22 protein-coding genes are annotated in these 24,413 nt (G+C 71.7%); 21 read left to right on the top strand and 1 reads right to left on the bottom strand.

Features of this window, described 5'->3' with window-relative positions; genetic code table 11:
• The first annotated feature begins 40 nt into the window (after positions 1 to 40).
• From ACZ6C1_RS28120 to ACZ6C1_RS28175, 12 genes are all read left to right on the top strand, one after another.
• Entirely contained in the window at positions 41 to 4,342 is a 4,302-nt protein-coding gene (locus ACZ6C1_RS28120; protein ID WP_469244435.1) for an nSTAND1 domain-containing NTPase, read from the top strand.
• Between the two features lie 9 nt (positions 4,343 to 4,351).
• Entirely contained in the window at positions 4,352 to 4,741 is a 390-nt protein-coding gene (locus tag ACZ6C1_RS28125) for a TOBE domain-containing protein (protein ID WP_469244437.1), read from the top strand.
• 202 nt (positions 4,742 to 4,943) lie between these two features.
• Positions 4,944 to 5,339, top strand: a complete 396-nt coding sequence (locus tag ACZ6C1_RS28130; RefSeq protein WP_469244439.1) for a TOBE domain-containing protein — start codon at positions 4,944 to 4,946, stop codon at positions 5,337 to 5,339.
• A gap of 101 nt (positions 5,340 to 5,440) precedes the next feature.
• On the top strand, positions 5,441 to 6,247 hold the full coding sequence (gene modA, locus ACZ6C1_RS28135; protein ID WP_469244441.1) for a molybdate ABC transporter substrate-binding protein: 807 nt from the start codon (positions 5,441 to 5,443) through the stop codon (positions 6,245 to 6,247).
• Positions 6,248 to 6,326: 79 nt separating this feature from the next.
• On the top strand, positions 6,327 to 8,258 hold the full coding sequence (locus ACZ6C1_RS28140) for an ABC transporter permease (RefSeq protein ID WP_469244443.1): 1,932 nt from the start codon (positions 6,327 to 6,329) through the stop codon (positions 8,256 to 8,258).
• 118 nt (positions 8,259 to 8,376) lie between these two features.
• Positions 8,377 to 9,465: a magnesium and cobalt transport protein CorA gene (locus tag ACZ6C1_RS28145; RefSeq protein ID WP_469244445.1), complete on the top strand. Its 1,089-nt coding sequence runs from the start codon at positions 8,377 to 8,379 to the stop codon at positions 9,463 to 9,465.
• Between the two features lie 164 nt (positions 9,466 to 9,629).
• Complete coding sequence (locus ACZ6C1_RS28150; protein ID WP_469244447.1) at positions 9,630 to 10,181, top strand: hypothetical protein; 552 nt, start codon at positions 9,630 to 9,632, stop codon at positions 10,179 to 10,181.
• 135 nt (positions 10,182 to 10,316) lie between these two features.
• Complete coding sequence (locus tag ACZ6C1_RS28155; protein WP_469244449.1) at positions 10,317 to 11,153, top strand: DUF4097 family beta strand repeat-containing protein; 837 nt, start codon at positions 10,317 to 10,319, stop codon at positions 11,151 to 11,153.
• 29 nt (positions 11,154 to 11,182) lie between these two features.
• Positions 11,183 to 12,160, top strand: coding sequence for an ATP-binding cassette domain-containing protein (locus ACZ6C1_RS28160; RefSeq protein ID WP_469244451.1), 978 nt, complete (start codon positions 11,183 to 11,185; stop codon positions 12,158 to 12,160).
• Positions 12,157 to 12,951 (top strand): ABC transporter permease, encoded by a 795-nt coding sequence (locus tag ACZ6C1_RS28165; protein WP_469244453.1) that lies wholly within the window; start codon positions 12,157 to 12,159, stop codon positions 12,949 to 12,951. The genes ACZ6C1_RS28160 and ACZ6C1_RS28165 overlap by 4 nt, the downstream gene beginning before the upstream one ends.
• 66 nt (positions 12,952 to 13,017) lie before the next feature.
• Entirely contained in the window at positions 13,018 to 14,253 is a 1,236-nt protein-coding gene (locus ACZ6C1_RS28170) for a cytochrome P450 (RefSeq protein WP_469244455.1), read from the top strand.
• Positions 14,254 to 14,257: 4 nt separating this feature from the next.
• Positions 14,258 to 14,473, top strand: coding sequence for a ferredoxin (locus tag ACZ6C1_RS28175; protein WP_469244457.1), 216 nt, complete (start codon positions 14,258 to 14,260; stop codon positions 14,471 to 14,473).
• 232 nt (positions 14,474 to 14,705) lie between these two features.
• On the opposite strand, the gene ACZ6C1_RS28180 is transcribed toward ACZ6C1_RS28175, so the two are convergent.
• Positions 14,706 to 15,089, bottom strand: coding sequence for a hypothetical protein (locus ACZ6C1_RS28180; protein ID WP_469244459.1), 384 nt, complete (start codon positions 15,087 to 15,089; stop codon positions 14,706 to 14,708).
• 269 nt (positions 15,090 to 15,358) lie between these two features.
• Here ACZ6C1_RS28180 and ACZ6C1_RS28185 point away from each other — a divergent pair, with 269 nt between their 5' ends.
• From ACZ6C1_RS28185 to ACZ6C1_RS28225, 9 genes are all read left to right on the top strand, one after another.
• Positions 15,359 to 17,083 carry a hydrogenase maturation protein gene (locus ACZ6C1_RS28185; protein ID WP_469244662.1) on the top strand — a complete coding sequence of 575 codons (1,725 nt, stop codon included), beginning with the start codon at positions 15,359 to 15,361 and terminating at the stop codon, positions 17,081 to 17,083.
• Between the two features lie 56 nt (positions 17,084 to 17,139).
• Positions 17,140 to 18,228: an NADH-quinone oxidoreductase subunit B family protein gene (locus ACZ6C1_RS28190; RefSeq protein WP_469244461.1), complete on the top strand. Its 1,089-nt coding sequence runs from the start codon at positions 17,140 to 17,142 to the stop codon at positions 18,226 to 18,228.
• Positions 18,229 to 18,332: 104 nt separating this feature from the next.
• Positions 18,333 to 20,114, top strand: a complete 1,782-nt coding sequence (locus ACZ6C1_RS28195; RefSeq protein WP_469244463.1) for a nickel-dependent hydrogenase large subunit — start codon at positions 18,333 to 18,335, stop codon at positions 20,112 to 20,114.
• Entirely contained in the window at positions 20,111 to 20,722 is a 612-nt protein-coding gene (locus ACZ6C1_RS28200; protein WP_469244465.1) for a hypothetical protein, read from the top strand. Before ACZ6C1_RS28195 ends, ACZ6C1_RS28200 begins: the two co-directional genes overlap by 4 nt.
• A 98-nt stretch (positions 20,723 to 20,820) precedes the next feature.
• Complete coding sequence (locus ACZ6C1_RS28205) at positions 20,821 to 21,513, top strand: DUF5947 family protein (protein WP_469244467.1); 693 nt, start codon at positions 20,821 to 20,823, stop codon at positions 21,511 to 21,513.
• Positions 21,510 to 22,148, top strand: a complete 639-nt coding sequence (locus ACZ6C1_RS28210; RefSeq protein ID WP_469244469.1) for a DUF6084 family protein — start codon at positions 21,510 to 21,512, stop codon at positions 22,146 to 22,148. Before ACZ6C1_RS28205 ends, ACZ6C1_RS28210 begins: the two co-directional genes overlap by 4 nt.
• Positions 22,145 to 23,587 (top strand): hypothetical protein, encoded by a 1,443-nt coding sequence (locus ACZ6C1_RS28215; protein WP_469244470.1) that lies wholly within the window; start codon positions 22,145 to 22,147, stop codon positions 23,585 to 23,587. The genes ACZ6C1_RS28210 and ACZ6C1_RS28215 overlap by 4 nt, the downstream gene beginning before the upstream one ends.
• Complete coding sequence (locus ACZ6C1_RS28220; RefSeq protein ID WP_469244472.1) at positions 23,587 to 24,162, top strand: hydrogenase maturation protease; 576 nt, start codon at positions 23,587 to 23,589, stop codon at positions 24,160 to 24,162. Before ACZ6C1_RS28215 ends, ACZ6C1_RS28220 begins: the two co-directional genes overlap by 1 nt.
• Positions 24,159 to 24,278, top strand: a complete 120-nt coding sequence (locus ACZ6C1_RS28225; protein WP_399430220.1) for a DUF6893 family small protein — start codon at positions 24,159 to 24,161, stop codon at positions 24,276 to 24,278. Before ACZ6C1_RS28220 ends, ACZ6C1_RS28225 begins: the two co-directional genes overlap by 4 nt.
• Positions 24,279 to 24,413: the final 135 nt, after the last annotated feature.

Here is a 24,413-nt window from a genome sequence, read left to right on the forward strand (position 1 = left end):
CGGACGGACTCATCCTGATCAGGGAAAGGGGAGGTGGCCGGTGACGGGGGCGGAACGGCGCAGCGCGGACGAGGCACTGGCCTCGACGGTGGCCAGAGTGGCGGGGCAGGACGGTGAAACGGCCGGGGCGGGCGCTCTCGTCGCCCCCGATCTGGTGCTGACCTGCGCGCACGTGGTGTCGGACGCCTTGGGCCGGCCCCGGCACGAGACGGTGCCCAGAGGGGCCGAGGTCACGGTCGAGTTCCCGCTGGCGGACCGCCCCGCCGGCCGTTCGGGGCCCCTGCGCCGGACGGCGAAGGTCGAGGACTGGATCCCCACCCGGGCGGACCGTACCGGTGACATGGCCGTGCTGCGGCTGGGCGACGCCGTCCCCGACGTCCCTCCCCTGCCCATGGCCGATCCCGGAAGTGTCTGGGAGCACGAGGCACGGGCCGTGGGTTTCACGGGCGGCGAGCCGGGCGAGATCTGGTTCCGGGGAAAGCTCGGCGGGAACACGAGCGAGGGCTGGGTCCAGCTTTCCCGCGCCGACGGCCAGACCGCGCACGTCAAGCGGGGCTTCAGCGGCACTCCCGTCTGGGACGACGACCTCGGCGCGGCCATCGGTCTCGTCGTGGCGGCCCAGCCCGAGCGGGAGAGCCAGCAGGCCTTCGTCCTCCGCACCCGGACCCTCCTGCGGGAACTGCCCCACCTCGCCCCGGTCGTCCTTCCCGCCGCGCCCTTCCGGGGACTGGCGACCTTCCAGGAGAGCGACGCGGACGTCTTCTTCGGACGCGACGACGACGTCGACGCGGTGGTCCAGGCACTGCGAGGCGGCAACCCGACCGTCACCCTGTACGGCCCGTCGGGCTCGGGCAAGTCGTCAGTGGCGCTCGCCGGGGTGGTGCCCCGGATGCGGCAGGCCGGGTACGACGTGCTGGTGCTGAACGCGGGCCAGGTCTCGTCCCCGCGCTCCGCACTGGCCACAGAGCTGTACGAAGCCGCCAGGACGGGACGGTACGGGTTACCGCCGCGGGCGCGGGACGCCGACGCGATCGAGGGGTGGCTCGCGGCGAAGGGCCTCGCGGACACCCTCCACCGCGTCCGCGGAACGGCCTCCGCCAAACTCCTCGTCGTCCTCGACCAGGCCGAAGCGCTCCTGGACCGTACCGAGACCGAGGTCGCGCAGGCGGCGGACCTCCTGTTCCCCGAGCGCCACCCCGACGGCTTACGGGTGCTGCTCACGCTCCGGGCCGACTTCATCGACGCGGTACTGAAACATCCGCTGCTCGGCCCCGCGCTGCGCGACGGCATCACCCTCCCGCTGACGCCCATGTCGCGGGAGCAGCTCAACGACGTGATCACCAAGCCGCTGGAACGCATCCCGGCCGTGGCCTACGACCCCGGCCTCGACCGTCGCATCCTGCAGGACGCGGGCGGCGAACCGGGCATCCTGCCGCTCCTCGGCTTCGTCCTGGAACAACTGTGGGAACAGCGGGCGGCCGGACGACTGCGCGCGACGACGTACGAAGAGATGCACGGCGTCGCCGGGGCCCTGGAACTCCACTCCGAACGCGCTTGGCGGGAATGCGTCGGTGAGCAGGCGGGCCTGGAGGCCGAAGCACTCCGGCTGCTGACCGGCCTCGTCCGGGTGCTCCCGGGCAGCGAGACTCCGCTGCGCCGCCGCCTCACCCGCGCCGAGGCGGGCGAGACCCGGTGGAGGATCGCCCAGGCATTCGCCGGCCGGCGCCTGCTCGTGCTGCACGGGGGCGAGAAGGAGCCCGAGACCGCCGAGCTGGCCCACGAAGCGCTCATCACCGCCTGGCCGGCGCTCCGGCGCCAGGTGAAGGCCGACGCCGAGTTCCTGGCCGGCCGGGCGGAGCTCGCGCACGACCACGACCGCTGGGAGCGAGGAGGCAGATCCGCCGACCTCCTGCCCGGTCGGTCACAACTCGCGGCGGTCGAGCGGTGGCTGGGCGGCCGCGAACAGGAGCTGACCGAGGACGAGCGGGCTTTCCTCCTGCTCGCGCGGCAGCGTCACCGTGCCCGTCGGACCCGTGCCCGGGCCGCGTGGACGGCGGTGGCGGTGGTGTTCGCGCTGATCGCGGGGCTCGGCACCTTCCTCGTCCACCAGTCGGAGGTCAACGAACGGCGGGAGGCGGAGTCGCGTTCCCGGTCCTTGGCGAGCCTCTCCGAGGAAGTGGCGAAGACGGATCCGGGGCAGGCGGCGCTGGCCGCCGTGGCCGCGTACGACATCGCACCGACGCAGGAGGCCCGCAGCGCCCTGATGCGCAGGTACGACCGGTTCAAGGAGGCCGCGTGGGCACTGACCGGCGCCGAGGGGGAGATCGACGGGGTCGCGACCAGCGCGGACGGGGCGGTGACGTTGGTGACGTCCAAGAGCGGACGCGCGACACTGTTCCTCCGCGACGGTGGGACGGTGCTGCGCAAGCCACTGCAACTCCCGGTCGCGGTCGGCGGCCCGATGGTCAGCAAGGACGGCCGGCGGATCGCTTACGTGGCGAATGCGGACGGCGCGCTCTCCTGGCACGACGTGCATCGCGGAGCGAAGGACGCGGACGAGGTGCTGAGGAAGGCCGGAACGATCCCCGGGGCGGGCTTCAGGTCCCCCGATAAATTCAGCTTCAGCGGCCAGGCCGGCCGCGCGGACATCTCACCGGACGGCAGCAGGGTGGCCGCGGCACACAACGACGGGCAACTGTGGCTGTGGGACCTGACGACGCGCGAACAGGGGAAGTTGCCGGTGGCCGGGCCCGCCGTCGAGAGGGTGTGGTTCGGCCCCGACCGGGACACCGTCGTGGCCCAGCGGTCCGAGCGGGGGACGCAGGAACCCGCCATGTCCTCCATGACGGCGATCGACACGCGCACCGGGAAGGCGCGGACCTTGGCGGAGGGGGTGCACACGGAGTCCGGCGTCGCCCAGTTGGGGATGTCCGCCGACGGGTCCAAGCTGGCCGTCTGCCAGCGTGGCGCCACAGTCAGTGAGTCCGTCTACCGGCTCATTCGTGTGGCGGACGGCCGCGAGCTAAACCGCTACGGCGTCGAGACGGGCTGCAACGGCATCGCGATCAGCGCGACGGGTGAGCAGTACGGAGTGTTCCAGGTCGGTGGCTGGCACCTCGTCGACTCACGGCCCGGTCGCCGAGTGAAGCCCTTCTTCGCGCCGCGCCCCGGACTCCTCTCCGACCTGCCTCTCGTGGGAGACGCGCGAGCTCCGACCCTGGTCGTCCGGGACGAGACCTCGGTGACCGGGCATCCGCTGGATTTCAACTCCGGGTCCGTCGACAGTGCCCCGGTGCTGCTCGACGGCGGCAGCAGCATGCTGGCCCACTTCGGCAAACGCGGTGAGCAACTCGTGGTCATCGACATGCGGGAGGAGACGAGCAGTGGGCCCGGACCGCTGCGGATCCTCGCCTCGGCCAAGCGGAACCCGGCGACAGCTCCGGACCCTTCCCGGGACCTCATCGTCAACCGGCCCGAGACACTCGTGGCCGACCTCGTCGACCGCGACAAGGTCATGGTCCGAGAGCTTCCCTCCCTGCGGCGGGTCACGGAGATCACCACCGCCATGCCGCCCCTCGACGCGTCGGGGAAACCGAAGGACTCGGTGGAGTTCATGTTTCCCACCGACGACGAGCTCGTGACGGTCTCCGGCACACGTATCGAGCACTGGAACGCCCGCAACGGCAAGCGCCTTTCGAAGCCCTTCGACGTGAAGGACCTCCGGCTCACCAAGAAGAACCCGCCGGCGTTCTTCCTGGACCCGCACCCGGAGCCGGGGCATGTGAGGATCATGCTCGCTGGTGACCCGACCCTCTACGCCGTCGATCTGCGAAAGGGCCGCGAGAACCGAGACCTCCGTCTGGAACTCGGCCCCGACGTCGTCAACGCGGTACTCGCCAAGAACGGGAGGTACGCGGCGGCGAAGACGAAGGGCGACATGCTGGAGCTGTGGTCGGTGCCGGCCCCGTCCGAGGGAGGGAAGCCCGAACGCGTCGTCGGGCCGATCGGGCCGTTGAAGGACGACGCCTACGAGGCGGGATTCGTGGGAGACAGCTCCGACTTCTTCCTGGCCAACGAGACGTCCGTGCGCTTCCTGCGGCTGTCGGACCTGAGCCGCAGCGAGTCCTACGACTTCGCCGAAGGGCAGTACTTCCTGTCGACCGCGCAGGGCGGGAAGGCGCTGCTCCGGTATTCGAGCGGAGGGGCGGTGGATCTGTTCCGCCTCGACCCCGCGCTCTGGAAGGCCCACGTGTGCGAGGTCGTGGGCCGTGAGCTGGACGAGGACGAGCGCCGGAGCTTGTATCCGGGATTGCCCGACCGGATCTGCCCGGCCGGGACGTAAGGTGCGGACATGCCGTCGTACACCATTGGCCAAGCAGCACGCCTCCTCGGTGTGAGCCAGGAGACCGTCCGTCGCTGGGCCGACAAGGGACGGCTTGCGGCGGACCGGGACGGCTCCGGGAACCGGGTGATCGACGGGGTCGCGCTCGCCGCGTTCGTCCGGGCCCGGGCCGTGGAGCCGGATGCCGGTGGTGTCGTCACCTCGGCGCGCAACGCGCTGACCGGCATCGTCACCGCCGTCCGGGCCGACGATGTGATCGCCCAGGTGGAGATCCAGTCGGGCCCGCACCGCGTGGTGTCACTGGTCTCCCGGGAGGCCGTCGAGGAGCTGGGACTCGAGCCGGGGGTCACCGTCACCGCCCGGGTGAAGTCGACGCAGGTGCACATCGACCTGCCGTGAGCCAGTCGGCCGGCCGTGTCCTCGGACCGGTGTCGTGGCCCGGACCGGTGTCGTGTCCCGGCACGCGCGGCGCCCCGTGCGCAAGGGCCCTCAGGGTGGCCCTCCCCGCCGCTTGGCCGATCATCCAAGTGACCTCGCATCTGCCATGGAGAAACGCTCGAACAATTGCAGATGAGGGCGTTACGGCTCTAGCGTGGCGCACATGCAGTCCTACACAATCGGTCAGGCAGCGCGATTGCTGGGCGTCAGCCCGGACACCGCGCGGCGCTGGGCTGACGCCGGCCGCGTCGCGACCCACCGCGACGAAGCCGGCCGCCGCGTCATCGACGGCCGTGACCTGGCCGCGTTCTCCATCGAGGTCGCGCAGGGCGGCCCGGGGGACGACGACAGCCCGTACACCAGCGCTCGCAACGCCTTCCCGGGCATCGTCACCGCGGTGACGCTCGGCGACGTCGCGGCCCAGGTCGAGATCCAGGCCGGGCCCCATCGACTGGTCTCACTGCTGACCCGGGAGGCCGTCGAGGAACTGGGTCTGGAAGTGGGGATGCAGGCCACCGCCCGCGTGAAGTCCACCAGCGTGCACATCGACCGCACCTGAGCCGTTCAGCATCCCGTGGCGTGGCGTCGGTGCACTGACGCGGCCGCTCTGCTCGCCCGGGCACGCCCGCTCGTGCGCACATCACTTCAGGAGTCGACTTCATGTTCCTCACCCTCACCCCGCGCCGCGCCGCGGCCGCCGTCGTCGCCGCCGCGCTGCTCCTTCCCCTCTCCGGCTGTGGCGGTGACGACGGCGCGAAGGACTCCGGCCGCGACGCGGGCAAGTCCGCGTCGACGCCGCCCCGGGCGGAGCTGACAGTCCTGGCCGCGGCCTCCCTGACCGACGTCTTCAAGACCGCGGGGGCCGCGTACGAGAAGTCCCACCCCGGTACGAGGATCACCTTCTCGTTCGCGGGCTCCCAGGAGCTCATCGCGCAGGTCAGGCAGGGAGCCCCGGCCGACGCGCTCGTCACCGCGGACACCAGGAGCATGGACGGCGTGAAGTCCGAGACCGGCACCCCGGCCGTCATCGCGAAGAACCGCCTCGTCATCGCCACCGTCGAGGGCAACCCGAAGAAGATCGACACGCTGAAGGACCTCGGCGACCCGAAGCTCAAGGTCGTCCTGGCGGCGCCCGAGGTGCCGGCAGGCAAGTACAGCAAGAAGATCCTCGACGCCCAGAAGATCACGGTGAAGCCCGTCTCCCAGGAGCCGAACGTCCGCGCCGTGCTCAGCAAGGTCGAACTCGGTGAGGCCGACGCGGGCCTGGTGTACAAGACGGACGCCGACAGCGCCCCGGACAAGGTCGACGCCGTCACCGTCCCGGACGCGCAGAACGCCATCGCCGAGTACCCCGCCGCCACGCTCAAGGGCTCCAAGAACGCGGAAGCCGCAGCCGCCTTCGTGGCGTGGCTGTCCTCGCCCGAGGGGCAGAAGATCCTTCAGGACGCGGGCTTCCAGAAGCCGTAACCCCCTCCCCCGTACCGCACGAGGGCCGCCCGTTCGGGGGACCGGGCAGCCCTCGCGCCCCGACCAGCAGGGCTCACCGATGCAACGCTTCCGTCCGCGCACACCCGTCGCCCTGGCGCTCCCCGCGCTGCTGGCCGTCGCGTTCCTGCTGCTGCCCCTGATCGGCGTCCTGTCCCGTACGTCGTGGGGTGAACTCGGCGGTCACCTGACCAGCCCCCAGTCCGTCGAAGCACTGCGGCTGTCGCTGGTCGTGTCGTGCTGGGCGCTGGGGCTGTCCCTGCTGCTCGGCGTTCCGCTGGCGTGGCTGCTGGCCCGGGTGCCCTTCCCGGGCAAGGCCCTGGTCCGGTCGCTCGTGCTGCTCCCGATGGTGCTGCCGCCCACCGTCGGCGGTGTCGCGCTCCTCATGGGCTTCGGGCGCCGGGGACTGCTCGGGCCGTGGCTGGAGGACTGGTTCGGTGTCACGCTGCCGTTCCACACCTCCGGGGCGGTGGTCGCCGCGGCCTTCGTCTCCATGCCGTTCCTGGTCATCAGCCTGGAAGGCACGCTCGCCGGGCTCAGCCCACGGTACGAGGAGACCGCGGCTTCCCTCGGTGCGTCGCCCTTCCGGGTGTTCGTGACCGTCACGCTGCCCATGGTCGCCCCGGGTCTCGTCGCGGGGGCGGCCCTCACCTGGGCCCGTGCGCTGGGCGAGTTCGGCGCGACGATCACCTTCGCGGGCAACCTGCCCGGAAGCACCCAGACCCTCCCGCTGCAGGTCTACCTGCTGCTCCAGGAGCAGCCGGAGGCGGCGACGTCCGTCTCGCTGATGCTGCTGGCCATCGCGATGGGCGTCCTGGTCGCCCTGCGCGGCCGGTGGACCGCGGGCCCCCGTACGGGCACACCGGGGCGGACCGAGGCGGCGCCCTCGGACAACGACGGAGCCGCCGTGGCCGACTCGGGCGGGCAGACCGACGTGCCGGTGCCGGCTCAGCGGGCGTGGTCGCTCCACGCCGAGGTCGACGGCTTCAACCAGCTCGTCCTGGACGCGGAACCGGGCACCACCATCGCCGTCGTCGGACCCAACGGTGCCGGCAAGACGACGCTGCTGCGGGCGCTCCTCGCCCTGACCGACCGGGCCCACGCACGGCTACGGCTCGGTGACACCGACATCACCGACCTGCCGCCCCACCGCCGCGGCGTCGCGTGGGTACCGCAGGACGGGGCCCTGTTCCCCCACCTGTCCGCGTTGTCCAACACCGCCTACGGGCTGCGGGCCCACGGCGTGGCACGCGGCGAGGCGCGTCACATCGCCCAGGGCTGGCTCGACCGCCTCGGTGTCGGCCACCTCGCGCACCGCCGCCCCACCCAGCTCTCCGGCGGGCAGGCGCAACGGGTCGCGCTGGCCCGGGCCCTCGCCTCCAGGCCCCGTCTCCTGCTGCTCGACGAACCACTGGCGGCGCTGGACCAGGCGACCCGGGCGCACGTCCGGCACACGCTGCGCCGCCACCTGGACGGGTTCGGCGGTGTGTGTCTGATCGTCACCCACGACCCCGTCGAGGCCGTGTCACTGGCCGACCGGGTCCTCGTCCTCGAGCAGGGCCGCGCCGTCCAGGACGCCTCACCGACGGAGGTCACCCGCCACCCGCGCTCCCCGTGGGTGGCCCGCATGCTCGGCCGTAACGCCTGGTCCGGGACGGCCACGTCCCAAGGCCTCGTCGTCACGGACGCCCTCACGCCGGTGATCGCGGCGGAACCGGTCCGCGCCGGAACCGAGGCGCTCGCGGTCATCGCCCCGGAGGCCGTGTCCCTCCACCGTGACAGGCCCACCGGCAGCCCCCGCAACAGCTGGCCGGGCACCGTCCGCGAGATCACGGCCGTCGGCAGCCGCCTCCGCGTCCTGGTGTCGTCCCGGCACGTGCCGGACCTCGTCGCCGAGATCACCCCGGCAGCGGCGGTCGAGCTGGAACTGGCCGAAGGGACCGAGGTGTTCGCGAGCGTCAAGGCCACGGAGATCACGCTGGTACCGCGCTAGTGGCTCGTGGCGCGTCGGCCCGGGAGGTCCCGGCGAGGCCCTCGCCCACGTCCGGGCGGTGATGGAGCGCGGCGGGACAGTGGCACACTGGCCGCCGGTCGTGAGAAGGAGCCCTGCCGTGCCCGTGATCCGCAACATCCGCCGTGCCGTGCGCGGCGCCTATCGCAGGACCGTGGACCTGAGCCACCCCGCTCGCTCCCCGCTGGGCAATGCGGTGGTGAACTGCGTGGTGTACGAGGACGGTGTGCGGCAGTCCGGGTCCTGTTCCGTGGAAGAGGCACTGCGGCGCGTCCGCAAGACCGGCCGGGGATTCGTCTGGCTCGGTCTGCACGAGCCGGCCGAGGACGAGTTCGGCAGGATCGCCGAGCTGTTCGGGCTGCACCCCCTGGCCGTCGAGGACGCCGTGCACGCGCATCAACGGCCGAAGGTCGAGCCGTACGACGACACGCTCTTCGCGGTCTTCAAGACGTGTCGTTACGTCGAACACCATGAGCTCACCGCCACCAGTGAGGTGGTGGACACCGGCGAGGTCATGGTGTTCACCGGTCCCGACTTCGTGATCACCATTCGGCACGGCCGGCACGGGTCCCTCGGCCCGCTCCGGGAGGCGCTGGAGGAAACCCCCGAACTGCTGGCAAAGGGTCCGTCCGCGGTCCTGCACGCCATCGCCGACCAGGTGGTCGACGGCTTCCTCGCCGTCGCCGACGCGATGCAGGACGACATCGACCAGGTCGAGACGGTCGTCTTCAGCGAGCTGGCCACCCGCGGTGAAGCCGGCCGGATCTACCAGCTCAAGCGCGAACTCCTGGAACTGAAGCGTGCCGTGACGCCGCTGGACCGGCCGCTGCAGGCCCTCGCCACCAGGCCGCTGCCGCCGGTCGACCCGGACATACGGGCGTACTTCCGTGACGTGGCGGACCACCAGATGCGGGTCACCGAGCAGATCACCGCCTATGACGCGTTGCTCGACTCGATCCTCCAGGCGCACCTCGCCCAGGTGACGGTCGCTCAGAACGAGGACATGCGCAAGATCACGGCCTGGGCGGCGATCATCGCCGTTCCCACCATGGTGTGCGGCGTGTACGGCATGAACTTCGACCACATGCCCGAGCTCCGGTGGGCGTACGGGTATCCCCTCAGCCTGGGCGTCATCACCCTCGCCTGCTTCTTGATCCACCGCGGCTTCCGCCGCAACGGCTGGCTCTGATCCGCCGCACCGCGGCTGGCTCTGATCTCCGCACCGCGGCCGGCTCCGATCCGCCGCACCGGCGGCCGGCTCCGATCCGCCGCATGGCACCGTCGTGGCACTGGTGGCACCATGAGGCACCACAACGCCTTGCGATGGCGCCATAATGGTGCCATGATGGCGTTATGGACCTCACGCCCTACGTCGACCACCTCCGCCAGCAGCTCGCCGTCGCCGCGGACGCCGGTGGGGACGAAGCCCGCGCCATGGCCGAGAGGCTCACCACCTCCCTGGAGTCGGCCGCCCGGCTGACCATCCTGAACGCACTGTCGGCCGCCTCCGAGGAGATCACCCGCGAGCTGGCCCCGGGCTCCGTGGACGTGAGGCTGCGCGGACTCGATCCCGAGTTCGTGGTGACGGCACCACTCGCCCCGGAAGCGCCGGACACGGTGCCGAGCGTGCCCGCAGTCCCCATGGCGCCATCCATGACGCCATCCATGGCACCTGTGGCACCACCCTCCGGGGCTGAGGGGGACGAGGGCTCCACCGCGCGTATCAACTTCCGGCTCCCCGCCCACCTCAAGGCCCGCGTCGAGGACGCGGCGAGCCAGGACGGCCTGTCCGTGAACGCCTGGCTGGTACGGGCCGTGGCCACGGCCCTGGAGCCTGCCGCTCCCGGCCGCCCCGCCACGCGCGCCGCCCGTCACGGACAGAGCTACACGGGCTGGGTCCGCTAGCTGCTCGGGCCGGGCGCGCCGGCCATCCACGACACCGGTGCCATCTCGCCCACCGCACCGGCGTCCTCCCGCGCCACCCCACTTCACGCGCCTCACCGGCGCGAACACCACCAGAGCCACGAGGACGGAACCGCCATGCCTTCTTACGAGACGCCCGAACCCATCACCGCCACGCTGGAGTTCGACATCGGCCACGCCCGGATCGTCGCGAGCAAGCGCGCGGACACCGTCGTCGAGGTCCTGCCGAGCAACGGCGCCGACGAGGCGGACGTCAAAGCCGTGCAGCAGACCACGGTGACGTACGCCAACGGCACCCTGACCGTCAAAGGCCCCAAGAAGCGCTCCCTCTTCGGCAGGAACGGGTCGATCGAGGTGACCGTCGAGCTGCCCGCCGGCTCGCACATCCAGGCCACTGCCCCCATCGCCGACTTCATCGGTGAGGGCCCGCTCGGGAACTGCCGCCTCAAGACGTCGCTGGGTGACATCCGGCTCGACGAGGCGGACACGGTGAACCTCCGCACCGATCACGGCGACATCCGTGTCGACCGTACGAGCGGCGACGCCGAGATCCACGGCGCCGGCCGGATCTCCATCGGCGAGATCACGGGAACCGCGACCGTGAAGAACGGTAACGGCGAAACGACAGTCGGCGAGGTCACCGGCGACCTGTCCCTCAACTCCGCGAACGGCCCCATCTCAGTGGGCGTGGCGCACGCCTCGGTGGAGGCCAGGTCCGCCAACGGCGGGATCCTCATCGGCGAAGTCGCCCGGGGCCGGGTCCAGCTCCAGACCGCCGCGGGTGCCGTGGAGGTCGGCATCCGCGAGGCCACCGCGGCCTGGCTGGACGTCAACTCCCGCGTCGGCACCGTACACAACTCGCTCGGCGCCGCCGAAGGCCCCGGCAACTCCGACGAGACCGTCGAGGTCCGCGTCCGCACGGGCGTGGGAAACATCGTCATCCGCCGCTCCTGACTCACCCCCTTCAGAAAGGCACCACCGCCATGTCCTTATCGACCGCACCACCCACGACGACGGCTCCCGCCGTCTCCGTCACCGGCCTGCGCAAGTCCTACGGCGACAAGGTCGTCCTCGACGGCATCGACCTGCACATCCCGGAGGGCACGATCTTCGCCCTCCTCGGCCCCAACGGCGCCGGAAAGACGACGACTGTCGAGATCCTGTCCACCCTGATCCCCGCCGACGGCGGTCAGGCACGGATAGCGGGCCACGACCTCGTCCGCGAGCCGGACCGCGTACGCCGCGCGATCGGCGTCACCGGCCAGTTCGCCGCGGTGGACAATCTCCTCACCGCCGAGGAGAACGTGCTCCTCATGGCCGACCTCGGGCATGTGCCCCGCCGCGAGGGCAGACGACGCGCCTCCTCCCTGCTGGAGCGCTTCGGCCTCACCGAAGCCGCCCGCACTACCGTCTCCACCTTCTCCGGCGGCATGCGCCGCAAGCTCGACCTGGCGATGACCCTCGTGGGCGACCCGCGCGTCATCTTCCTCGACGAGCCGACCACCGGCCTCGACCCGCGCAGCCGCCGCATCATGTGGGAGATCATCCGCGCCCTGGTCGTCGACGACGGGGTCACCATCTTCCTGACCACCCAATACCTGGAAGAGGCCGACCAGCTCGCCGACCGCATCGCCGTGCTCGACCGTGGCCGGCTCGTCGCCGAAGGCACCGCGGACGAGCTCAAGCGACTCGTCCCCGGCGGCCACATCCGCCTCCGCTTCGACGATGCGGCCGAACTGGAAGCCGCCGCGGGGCTCTTCGGCCTGGCGGCACACGACGCCGACGAACTGACCCTGCGCATCCCCAGTGACAGCAGCATCCCGACCCTGCGCGCCGTACTCGACGTCCTGGACGGGGCGTCCGTCCGAGCCGAGTCGCTCACCGTGCACACCCCGGACCTGGACGACGTCTTCCTCACCCTCACCGGACGCTCCGACACTCTGAAGGAGACGCGCCGATGAGCGCCCTGGCACACGCCGTCAGCGACTCGATGACCATGCTGCGGCGCAACCTCAAGCACGCGCTGCGCTACCCCGCCATGACGTTCTCCGTCGTCGCCATGCCCGTGATGATGCTGTTGCTGTTCACCTACGCCTTCGGTGGCGCCCTGGGCGCCGGCATCGGCTCGGTGCAGGACACAGGGGGCGAGGAGTACATCGACTACGTCGCCCCCGGCATCATCCTCATGGCCGCCACCGCGGGGGCGGTCGTCACCGCCGTCGGCGTGTGCGTCGACATGACCGAGGGCATCGTCAACCGGTTCCGCACGATGTCCATCTCCCGCGGCGCGTTCCTGACCGGGCATGTCGTCGGCAGCGTCATCCAGACGATGGTCGGCGTCACGCTGGTCATCGGCGTCGCCCTGGCCATCGGCTTCCGGCCCGACGCCACGCCCGTCGAATGGCTCGCGGCGGTCGGCCTGCTCATATTGCTCACCTCGGCGCTGACCTGGCTGGCGGCGGGGATCGGTCTGGTGTCCAAGACCCCCGAGTCGGCGAGCAACACACCCATGCCGCTGACGTTCCTGCCGTTCCTCGGCAGCGCCATCGTCCCGACGGACTCGATGCCGACCGGGTTGCGCCTGTTCGCCGAGTACCAGCCGTACACGCCGATCATCGAAACCCTCCGCGGCCTGCTCATGGGCACCGGAATCGGCAACAGCGGGTACATCGCGCTCGTCTGGTGCCTGGGCCTGACCCTCGTCGGCCTCCTCTGGGCGCGGTCCGCCTTCGGCCGCCCGCCCAAGCGGTGAATCGCCACAGGCGCCCACCACTTCCGCAGCAGCACGTCCCGCACTCCACCTTCCTCGGAGGACACCATGCAGTACGAACCGTCGACGGACTCCACCCCGAGCAGGACGCACGAGCCGGTCACCCTGCCCACCGAGCGCGCCGCCGGCTGCCCCTTCGACCCCGCCGCCGGGCTCGCCGAACTCCGCCAGGAAAGGCCGCTGACCAGGATGGCCTACCCCGACGGGCATGTGGGATGGCTGGCCACCGGCCACTCCGTGGTCCGTTCGATACTGTCCGACCCGCGCTTCAGCTCGCGCTACGAGCTCATGCACTACCCCTTCCCCGGCGGCCCCCAGGGGGCGCTGCCCCCCGCCCCGGTGGGCGACATGACCGGGATGGACGCGCCCGAGCACACCCGCTACCGGCGGATACTCATGGGCAAGTTCACCGTCCGGCGGATGCGGCTGCTCACCGAACGCGTCGAGGAGATCACCTCCGAACACCTCGACGCCATGGAACGCCAGGGCCCGGGCGTGGACCTGGTGAAGGCGTTCGCCCAGCCCATCCCGGCGCTGATGATCTGCGAACTCCTCGGTGTGCCCTACGCCGACCGTGACACCTTCCACCATCACGCCACCACGCTGATGACCATGGACGCCACACCCGAAGAGCAGTACGCCGCCATGAACGGACTGGAGGAGTACATGCGGCGGCTGGTCGAGGCCAAACGCGGCGCACCCACCGACGACCTGCTCAGCGACCTGGCCCGGGACACCGACCTCACCGACGACGAACTGGCCGGTCTCGGCGGTTTCCTGCTCGCCGCCGGTCTCGACACCACCGCCAACATGCTCGCCCACGGCACCTTCGCCCTGCTGAGCAACCCCGAACAGGCTGACGCCCTGCGCGCCGAGCCCGAACTGGCCGGCCAGGCCGTCGAGGAGCTCATGCGCTATCTGACGATCGCCCACACCACCGTGAAGTCGGCGCTGGAGGACGTCGAGCTGGGCGGGCAGGTGATCAGGGCGGGCGAGTCGGTCACGCTGGCGCTGAACGCCGCCAACCGCGATCCCGAGAAGTTCCCCCGCCCCGACACCCTCGATCTGCGCCGCAGTGCCGCCGGGCACCTGGGCTTCGGGCACGGGATCCACCAGTGCCTGGGCCAGCAGCTCGCCCGCGTCGAGATGACGGTCGCCCTCCCGGCGCTCCTGACACGTTTCCCCACCCTGCGGCCGGCGGTGGCACCGGAAGAAGTGCCCCTGCGCACCAATATGAACATCTACGGCGTGCACCGGCTGCCCGTCACCTGGGACGAGGACTGATCCCATGGACATCACCGTCAAGCGCGAGCGGTGCGTCGGCGCCGGAATGTGCGCACTGACCGCCCCCGCGGTCTTCGACCAGGACGACGACGAAGGCCTGGTCCTCCTGCTCGACGCGCGGCCCCCGCGCGAGCATCACACGTCCGCCCGCATCGCCGCCTGCACGTGCCCCGCGGGTGTCATATCCGTCACCGAGCAGGGACCCTCCACCGCCTCCTGAGGCCGGCCCGCCCCGCACCACGGGCCCCAGCTCGTGCTCGATGCCCGGCACGCGCTCGTGCTCGATGCCCGGCACGGGGGAGCTCCGGAATCAGCCCCCAGCCGGCGCCGGGACGCCCCGTGCCGGTACCGGCCGGGCGGCGGCACTGGCAGGGTGTCCAGTGCAGTGCAGCATTCGCCCTCCGGCCGGATACGCATCCGGCCGGCTCCGGGAGCCACGGCGGGCCGGGGTGTCAGCCGGGGCGGGGGCCGCTCTCGGTGTCGTTGGGGTCGACACCGGTGAACGCGGTGTCGTCCTTCGTGCCGGAGGGGCGTCCGGAGCGGCCCTTGCGGCCGGTGTCCCGCATACCCTTGTCCGACTCCTTGCCGTACTCCTCACCCCGCGCGGTGCCGCTCTCGGCCTTGTCGCCGGGCACCGGGGTGCGCTCCTCCTTGGACTTCTTGCGGCCCGAGCCGGGCGGCGGGGCGTCCTCCGCGCGGAAGGAGCGACGGGCGCTGGGGTTCTCCTGCTGTCGGGTCTCGTCGACATCGGGTGACCAGCCGTGGTGCTCGGTCCCCTGGTGCCGGCTCGGCCCCTGGTCGCGTGACGGCTTCGATGGCTTCTGTTCCTTGGGCATGCGCCGACCTGCCTGTCCGCTGCGGTGGAGGCACGTCTCCCGTGCCAGGGCAGTAAGGATTCTTCCACTCCCACACAAAAACGGCATATCGACCGAATTCGGAGAGGCAGCCGGTCACGGGTCGGTCCATGCCGACCATGTGGCACGAACCCGTGACCCGTACGAGTGATGCGCGGGATTCGTGTCGACGCCCGGGTGGGCCCGTGGCGGACCATCTCAGGCAGCCGGTTCGCGTCACCACCGACCGCCGCACCCTGGGAGGGGTCGCCATGCGCATCCTGCTCGTCGCCAGCGCCTACAACAGCCTCACCCAGCGCCTGCACGCCGAGCTGCGCGAGCGGGGGCACACCGTCGCCGTCGAGGTGACGCCGAACAGCGGTGACGTACGCGCCGCCGTCGGCCGGCACGCGCCCGAGCTGGTGGTGGCGCCCATGCTGAAGGCGGTCGTACCGCGTGACGTGTGGACGGCCCGGACCTGCCTGATCGTGCACCCGGGCCCCGTGGGCGACCGGGGGCCGTCCTCCCTGGACTGGGCCGTCCACGAGGGCGCGGGCGAGTGGGGCGTCACCGTGCTCCAGGCGGAGGAGGAGATGGACGCCGGGCCCGTGTGGGCGACCGCGACGTTCCCCGTCCCTCCGGTGGGAAAGAGCGATCTGTACCGCAACGAGCTCGCCGACGCGGCCGTCGAAGCGGTGCTCCTGGCGGTCGGACGCTTCGCCTCCGGCCAGTACGTTCCCCTCGACCAGGGCACCCTCCCCAAGGCGGCGGGCGCGCGCACCAGGCCCCCGATGCGCCAGGCGGACCGCCGTATCGCATGGGCCGACGACACCACCGACACGGTGCTTCGCACACTGCGTGCCGCCGACTCCCAGCCGGGTGTCCTGGACGACCTCCTCGGCGGGCAGTGGTTCCTCCACGGCGGCCATCCCGAGCGCGAGCTGCGCGGCCGCCCCGGCGAGCTGCTGGCGACCCGGGCGGGCGCGATCTGCCGGGCCACCGCCGACGGGGCGGTGTGGATCCCCGAGCTGCGGGCGCGTACCGGACCCGGCGCACCGCGCGCCTGCAAGCTGCCCGCCACCGTCGCGCTGGGCGGCTCCCCGGAGCTGTCCGGCGTGCCCGAGCTGCCCTCCCCCGCCCTCCCGCCCGCCGACGACGACAGCACCTGGTCGGACATCCGGTACCGGGAGGACGGCCCGGTGGGCGTCCTGTCGTTCTCGTTCCCGGGCGGCGCGATGTCCACCGGGCACTGCCGGCGTCTGCTGGACGCCTATCGGGCGGCGTGCGCCCGGCCCACCACCGTGCTGGTCCTGGGCGGCGGCCGGGACTTCTTCTCCAACGGCATCCACCTGGGCGTCATCGAGGCCGCGACCGATCCGGCGGCCGAGTCATGGGCCAACATCAACGCCATGGACGACCTCGTCGAGGCGATCCTCACCACCACCGACCGCCTCGTCGTCAGCGCGATCGGCGGCAACGCCGCCGCCGGGGGCGTCATGCTGGCCCTGGCCGCCGACGAGGTGTGGTGCCGCTCGGGATCGGTGCTCAACCCGCACTACCGGCGTATGGGGCTGTACGGCTCGGAGTACTGGACCCACACCCTGCCCCGCCGGGTGGGCGCCGCCATGGCCGAGCAGCTCACCGAGGAGGCGCTCCCGGTCACCGCCGGTCGCGCCCAGGACATCGGCCTGATCGATCGGGTGGTCGACTGCGCCCCGTCGCGCTTCACCACCGAGGTGACCGGGCTGGCCGCCCACCTCGCCGTCTCTCCTCGCGCCCAGACGCGCCTCGCCGCGAAGAAGGAGGAGAGCGAGCACCGGGAGACCGTCACCCCATTGGCGGACGTCCGGGAGCGGGAACTGGCGCGCATGCGGGACATCTTCCAGAACCCCGCCGCGCCCTACCACGCCCTGCGCAGGGCCTTCGTCCGCAAGGAACCGGCCGCCGCCGAACGAACCGCCGCGGGTGCGAGGAGCGCCCCGCTGGCGGACTCTTAGCCCGGTAAAGGCTTATCCGAGCGGTTTCGCCGTTTGCCTCCCCGAGGAGGGTTTCGATGAACACAGCGTCGCCGACCACGGTCGAAGAGGCGGGCACTCCCGGCTCACCCGGTACCGAGGAGAAACCGATCCACATCCTCTGGATCAACGCAGGGCTGAGCTGCGACGGTGACTCGGTCGCCCTCACGGCCGCCATGCAGCCCAGCATCGAGGAGATCGCCCTCGGGGCCCTGCCCGGGCTGCCCAAGATCGCCGTGCACTGGCCGCTGATCGACTTCGAGTGCGGGCCGGTGGACGGGGCGGACACGTTCATCGAGTGGTTCTTCAAGGGTGAGCGCGGCGAGATCGACCCGTTCGTCCTGGTGATCGAGGGATCCATCCCCAACGAGGCGATCAAGCAGGAGGGCTACTGGTGCGGGTTCGGTGACAACCCGGACACCGGCCAGCCCATCACCACCAGCGAGTGGATCGACCGCCTGGCCCCCAAGGCCCTCGCCGTGGTGGCGATCGGCACCTGTGCCACCTACGGCGGCATCCACGCCATGGCCGGGAACCCCACGGGCGCGATGGGCGTACCCGACTACCTGGGCTGGGACTGGAAGTCGAAGGCGGGCATCCCCATCGTCTGCGTACCGGGCTGCCCCATCCAGCCGGACAACTTCGCCGAGACCCTGACCTACCTGCTCTACCAGGCGGCGGGGTCGGCGCCGATGATCCCGCTCGACGACAAGCTGCGCCCCACCTGGCTGTTCGGAGCCACGGTCCACGAGGGCTGCGACCGGGCCGGCTACTACGAGCAGGGCCAGTTCGCGATGGAGTACGACTCGCCCAAGTGCCTGGTGAAGCTGGGCTGCTGGGGCCCCGTCGTCAAGTGCAACGTGCCCAAGCGTGGCTGGATGGCCGGCATCGGCGGCTGTCCGAACGTGGGCGGCATCTGCATCGCGTGCACCATGCCCGGCTTCCCCGACAAGTTCATGCCGTTCATGGACGAACCTCCTGGTGGAAAGCTCTCCAGCACCGCCAGCGGAGCCTACGGCGCGGTGATCCGCCGCCTGCGGACGATCACGGCCCGGACGGTGGACAAGGAACCCAAGTGGCGGCACACGGGCCGGGAGATCACCACCGGTTACCGGCCTCCCTGGTGACCGCGCCCGGCACGGCATCCGCTCCACGCCCCTACCCCCAGCCCGGCTCACCCCCCGGCCCACTCCCCCGCTCACAGCACTGACCGAAGGGCATCACAGACACAATGGCGACCTCGACGACGTCCGGTGACGGCACCGGCCTGGTGGAGATGGCGTGGGACCCGATCACGCGGATCGTGGGCAGCCTCGGCATCCACACGAAAATCGACTTCAAGCAGAAGCGGGTCGCCGAGTGCTACAGCACCTCGTCGGTCTTCCGCGGCTACAGCGTCTTCATGCGGGGCAAGGACCCGCGCGACGCGCACTTCATCACCAGCCGCATCTGCGGCATCTGCGGTGACAACCACGCCACCTGCTCGGTGTACGCGCAGAACATGGCGTACGGGGTGAAGCCGCCCCACCTCGGCGAGTGGATCATCAACTGCGGCGAGTCCGCGGAGTTCATGTTCGACCACAACATCTTCCAGGAGAACCTGGTCGGGGTCGACTACTGCGAGAAGATGGTCCGCGAGACCAACCCGGGAGTGCTCGAACTCGCCGAGCGCACCGAGGCACCGCACGCCGCCGACCACGGCTACCGCACGATCGCCGACATCATGCGCTCGCTCAACCCCCTGGAGGGCGAGTTCTACCGGGAGGCGCTCCAGGTCAGCCGGTACACGCGGGAGATGTTCTGCCTGATGGAGGGCCGCCATGTGCACCCCTCCACCCTGTACCCGGGCGGCGTCGGCACCATCGGGTCCGTACAGCTCTTCACGGACTACATGTCCCGGCTGATGCGGTACGTGGAGTTCATGAAGCGCGTCGTGCCCCTGCACGACGACCTGTTCGACTTCTTCTACGAGGCGCTGCCCGGCTACGAGGAGGTCGGCCGCCGGCGCGTGCTGCTCGGCTGCTGGGGGGCGTTCAACGACCCCGAGTACTGCGACTTCAGCTACGCCAACATGACGGACTGGGGCCGGCGGATGCTCGTCACGCCCGGTGTGATCGTGGACGGCAAGCTGGTCACCAACGACCTCACCGAGATCAACCTCGGCATCCGGATCCTGCTCGGCAGCTCCTACTACGAGGACTGGGCCGGCCAGGAGCAGTTCGTCACCCACGACCCGCTCGGCAACCCGGTCGACCCGCGGCACCCGTGGAACCAGCACACCATCCCGGCCCCGCAGAAGCGTGACTTCAACGACAAGTACAGCTGGGTGATGTCCCCGCGCTGGTTCGACGGCAAGGACTACCTGCCGCTGGACACGGGCGGCGGCCCCATCGCCCGCCTGTGGTCGACCGCGCTGTCCGGACTCGTCGACATCGGGTACGTGAAGGCCACCGGCCACAGCGTCGTCATCAACCTCCCCCGTACGCTCACCAAGCCGGAGACCACCTTCGAGTGGAAGATCCCCCGCTGGAGCAACGCCCTGGAACGCAACCGCGCCCGCACCTACTTCCAGGCGTACGCCGCGGCCGTCGCGCTGCACTCCGCCGAGATGGGCCTCGCGGAGGTGCGCGCCGGACGCACCCAGACCTGGGAGAAGTTCGAGGTGCCGGACGAGTCCATCGGTGTCGGTTTCACCGAGGCGGTACGCGGGGTCCTGTCGCACCACATGGTCATCCGGGACGGCAAGATCGCCAACTACCACCCGTACCCGCCGACGCCCTGGAACGCCTCCACCCGCGACACCTACGGAACGCCCGGACCGTACGAGGACGCCGTGCAGAACACGCCCATCTTCGAGGAGAACCCGCCGGAGAACTTCAAGGGCATCGACATCATGCGCGCCGTGCGCAGCTTCGACCCGTGTCTGCCCTGCGGTGTGCACATGTACGTCGGTGACGGCAGGACCGTGAAGTCCATGCACGTCCCCACCGGCCTGAGCGGTCTGGCCGGATGAGCGGCGCCACCGGCGTGGGCGCCGCGCCCACGGTGTCCGCCGCGCCCGCGTCCGGCGCGATGAACGCGGAGACGGCCGGCCGGCTGGTCGAGGAGGTCCTCGACCGGCTGGCGGACTCCGGCGACCGCGCGGCGTGCGAGGCCGCCGAGGAACTCGTACGCGTGCTCATGGAGTTCTACGGGGCCGGGCTGGCCCGTGCGGTCGAGCTGATCGGACGTCACCCCGACGCCCCGGCCCGTGACACCCTGGCCACCCTCCTCGGCGACGAACTCGTCGCGGGCCTGCTGGTCCTGCACGGCCTGCACCCCGACGACGTGCACCGCCGCATCGACCGGGCCCTCGACGGCCTCCCCCACCCGGTGACGACCGTCGGCTTCGACGCCACGACCGGCGTGCTGCGGCTGCGGCTCACCGGGTCGGCGGGCTGCGGCTGCGCCGGCACCCGGGAGGGCATCGAGCAGGCGGCGCGGGACACCCTCGCCTGCTTCGCGCCCGAAGTGACGGCGGTGGAACTGCAGGAGGCCCCCCGGGAGCCCGCCCTCCTCCAGATCGGCGCCGGTCCGCCACACGCCGTCGACCGCGGCCGCTCACCGGCCACGGCCCCGTGAGCGCGCCCGGAGCCGGGACGGCCCGCAAGGGCCCGCGCCGGCCGGACACGGCGGCCCACCCGGGCTCACCCGACGCGAGCACGGCAGCCCACCCGGGCATGTCCGAGCCAGGCACCGCCGCCCGCCCGGGCCCGCCCACACTCGGCGCGGCGCGGGCGGGGCGGGGGCCCGGATCGCGGGGGCTGCGGCGTTTCGTGGCCCCGCCCCCGCCCCGCGAGGAGCGGTGCGAGCTGTGCGCCGTGCCTCTGGCCGGCGAGCGTCACCGGCACCTCGTCGACACCGAGAAGCGGGCGCTGGCCTGCGTCTGTGCCCCCTGCGCCCAGTTGCTGGACGGCTCCGGCGGGGCGGGGGGCCGCTTCCGCGCGGTCCCCGGCCGCTACCTGAGCGACCCGGGGCACGGCATCGACGAGCAGTCCTGGGAACACCTGCGCATCCCCGTCGGTGTCGCGTTCTTCTTCCGCAACTCGGCGCTCGACCGGCTCGTCGCGCTCTACCCGAGCCCGGCCGGGGCGACCGAGAGCGAGCTGGACCCGGCCTCCTGGCAAGCCGTCCTCGCCGGTTCGCCTCTCGCGGAGCTCCTCGAACCCGACGTGGAGGCGCTGCTGCTGCGTCGCCACGAGGGCTCGGTGGAGTGCTTCCTGGTGCCCGTCGACATCTGTTACGAACTGGTGGGCCGCATGCGCCTGCGGTGGCAGGGCTTCGACGGTGGCGCGGAGGCCCGCGCCGACCTGGACGCCTTCTTCGCCCACGTACGCGACCGTGCCCGTGACGTCCGAGGGAGCGGGTCGTGACCGACTTCACCTTCACCTGCACCGGGGTGCGCGCCGACCCGTACGCGGCGGGCCCCACCCTGGTGTTCCGGCTGCGCATCACCGCGTCCGAGCGGGCCCGCGTCCACGCGCTGGCGCTGCGCTGCCAGATCCGCATCGAGCCCGTCCGGCGCGGCTACGGCGACGCCGAGGCCGCGCGGCTGACGGACCTGTTCGGTGAGCGGTCGCGCTGGGGCAGCAGTCTCAACCCGGTGCAGTTCGCCCAGGTCTCGGTGATGGTCCCCGGCTTCACCGGCGAGGTCGAGACCGACCTGGTGGTGCCGTGCACCTACGACATGGACATCGCGTCCACCCGTTACTTCCACGCCCTGGAGGAAGGGGAGGTGCCGCTGCTGATGCTGTTCTCCGGCACCGCCTTCACCGGCGCCGGCGGCTTCCGCGTCGAGCCCGTCCCCTGGGACAAGGAGGCCACCTTCCGCATGCCGGTGAAGACCTGGCAGGAGATGGTCGACCAGCACTTCCCGGGTTCCGGCTGGATCCGGCTGCCCCGGGACACCATGGACGCGCTGCTCGCCCACCGGTCGCGGCGCGCCCTGCCCTCCTGGGAGGCCACCGTCGAGGCGCTCCTGGACGCGGCCGGGGAGAGGACGCCATGACGACGATCACGACCACGACCTCGTTCACCCCGGGAACCGAGGCGCGGCTGGCCGTGGCCCGCCAGGTCGCCGACGCCGTGCTCTTCGAGGGGTACGTGCTCTACCCGTACCGCGCGTCGGCCGCCAAGAACCGCCTGCGCTGGCAGTTCGGGGTGCTCGTGCCACCGGCCTGGACCGCGAGGGCCGACGAGCACGAGTTCCAGCACACCGAACTGCTCATGGAACCCAGACAGGGGGCCACGCTCGCCGTCGAGGTCCGGTTCCTGCACACGCAGCGGCGCACCGTGCAACGGGTGCGCCCGGACGGCACCTTCGAGACGGTGGGCGAACTGCGCCTGGACGACCAGGTGATCGTCCCGTGGGACGAGGGCCATGAGCAGGTCGTCCGGCTCACCGTTCCGGTGGACAGCCTGGTGGACGAGGGCATCGTCGTCCCGTTCACCCGCCCCGCGTCCGAGGAGACCGAACCGGTCCCGGACTCCACCGGGCAGGTGGTGGGCCGGCTCGTGCGCCGCCGCGAGGAGGTCACCGGTGCGCTGCGGATGTCGACGAGCGAGCTGGAAGGTCCATACCGCACGCACCGGCTGAGCGTGGTCGTGGAGAACACCAGCGACTGGGCACCGGACGCTGACGCGGACCGCGACGCGGCGCTGCCCCGGTCCCTGGTCGCCAGTCATACGCTGCTGTGCCTGGACTCCGGGCGTTTCCTGTCGATGACGGACCCGCCGGAGTGGGCGCGGGGAGCCACCGCCGCCTGCCGCAACCTGCACACCTGGCCGGTGCTGGCCGGCGAGCCGGGCCGCGGCGACCTGGTGCTCTCCTCGCCGATCATCCTGGAGGACCATCCGGCGATCGCGCCCGAGAGCCCCGGCGCGCTGTACGACGCGACGGAGATCGACGAGATCCTGGCGCTGCGCACCGCTGCCCTGACCGACGAGGAGAAGCGCGAGGCCCGGGGCACGGACGCACGGGCGGCAGCCGTCATCGAGCTGGCCGACACCATGCCACCGGAGGTCCTGGAGCGCCTCCACGGCGCCGTGCGCGGCCTCCGCGAGGTGACCGAGCCGGCCGTCGCGGCGAACGTCCCCCTGCCGTCCGACCCCTTCGGGCGGAGCGGGGTCACACGGCCGGACACCCCCTGGTGGGACCCGGGCGCGGACGCGTCCGTGGACCCGGCCACCGACCACGTCCTCGTCGACGGACGGCCGGTACGGGCCGGCAGCCGCGTCGTGCTGCGTCCCCGGCTGCGCCACAGCGACGCCCAGGACCTGTTCCTCAGTGGCCGGCTCGCCCTGGTGGAAGCGGTCCTGCACGACGTGGACGGTGGCGTGCACATCGCGGTCACCCTCGACGACGACCCGGGCGCCGACATCCGCCGTGAGCAGGGCCGCTTCCTCTACTTCCAGCCCGACGAGGTCGATGTCGCGGAGGACGCGTGATGGCCGCCACCCGGACCCGCCCGCGCACTCTGGTCGCCGGTGCGGGGAACATTTTCCTCGGCGACGACGGCTTCGGCGTCGAAGCGGCACGCGTGCTGGCCCGTCAGGACCTGCCCGCCGGTGTCGAGGTCGCCGACATCGGCATCCGCGGCGTCCACCTGGCGTACCAGCTCCTCGACGGGTACGACGCCCTCGTCCTCCTGGACGCGACGGCGCGGGGCGGTGAGCCGGGGACGCTGTACGTGATCGACGCCGCCGAGCCGGGCTCCCGGCAGGCGGCCGAGAGCGTTCCCCTCGACGGCCACCGCATGTCCCCCGACGCCGTACTGGCGCTGCTGGACAGCCTGTGCGCGGGTGCCGGCGCCACTCCACCGGGACGCACCCTGGTCGTGGGCTGCGAGCCCGCCACCGTCGAGGAGGGCATCGGGCTCAGCCCGCCCGTGGCCGCCGCCGTCCCGGAGGCGGTGCGCCTGGTGACCGAACTGGTCACCGAACCGCCCCGCGGCGAAGCCGTCGTCGGAGACGGCCCCGCCCGCACGACACCCCCACACCGACCTTCACGGAGAGCACCATGAACAAGCGCCTCATCGGCGGTGCGGCCGCCGCCACCGCCGCCGCCACCGCGCTCGCGGCCATCGTCGCCAACGTCCTGCCCGACGTCCGGCGCTACCTGCGCATCCGCCGGATGTGACGCACCGGCCGACGCCCGTCGCCGCCCCGGCGGACCGGGCTGGGCCGAACGGCCTACGCACCCGTGTGACCCCGGCGCGCCGGTCGGCGTGCCGGGGTCACACGGCCGTGTAATGAGCTCCGGAGCGACATCCCC

The organism is Streptomyces sp. NPDC041796 (genome assembly GCF_055590785.1).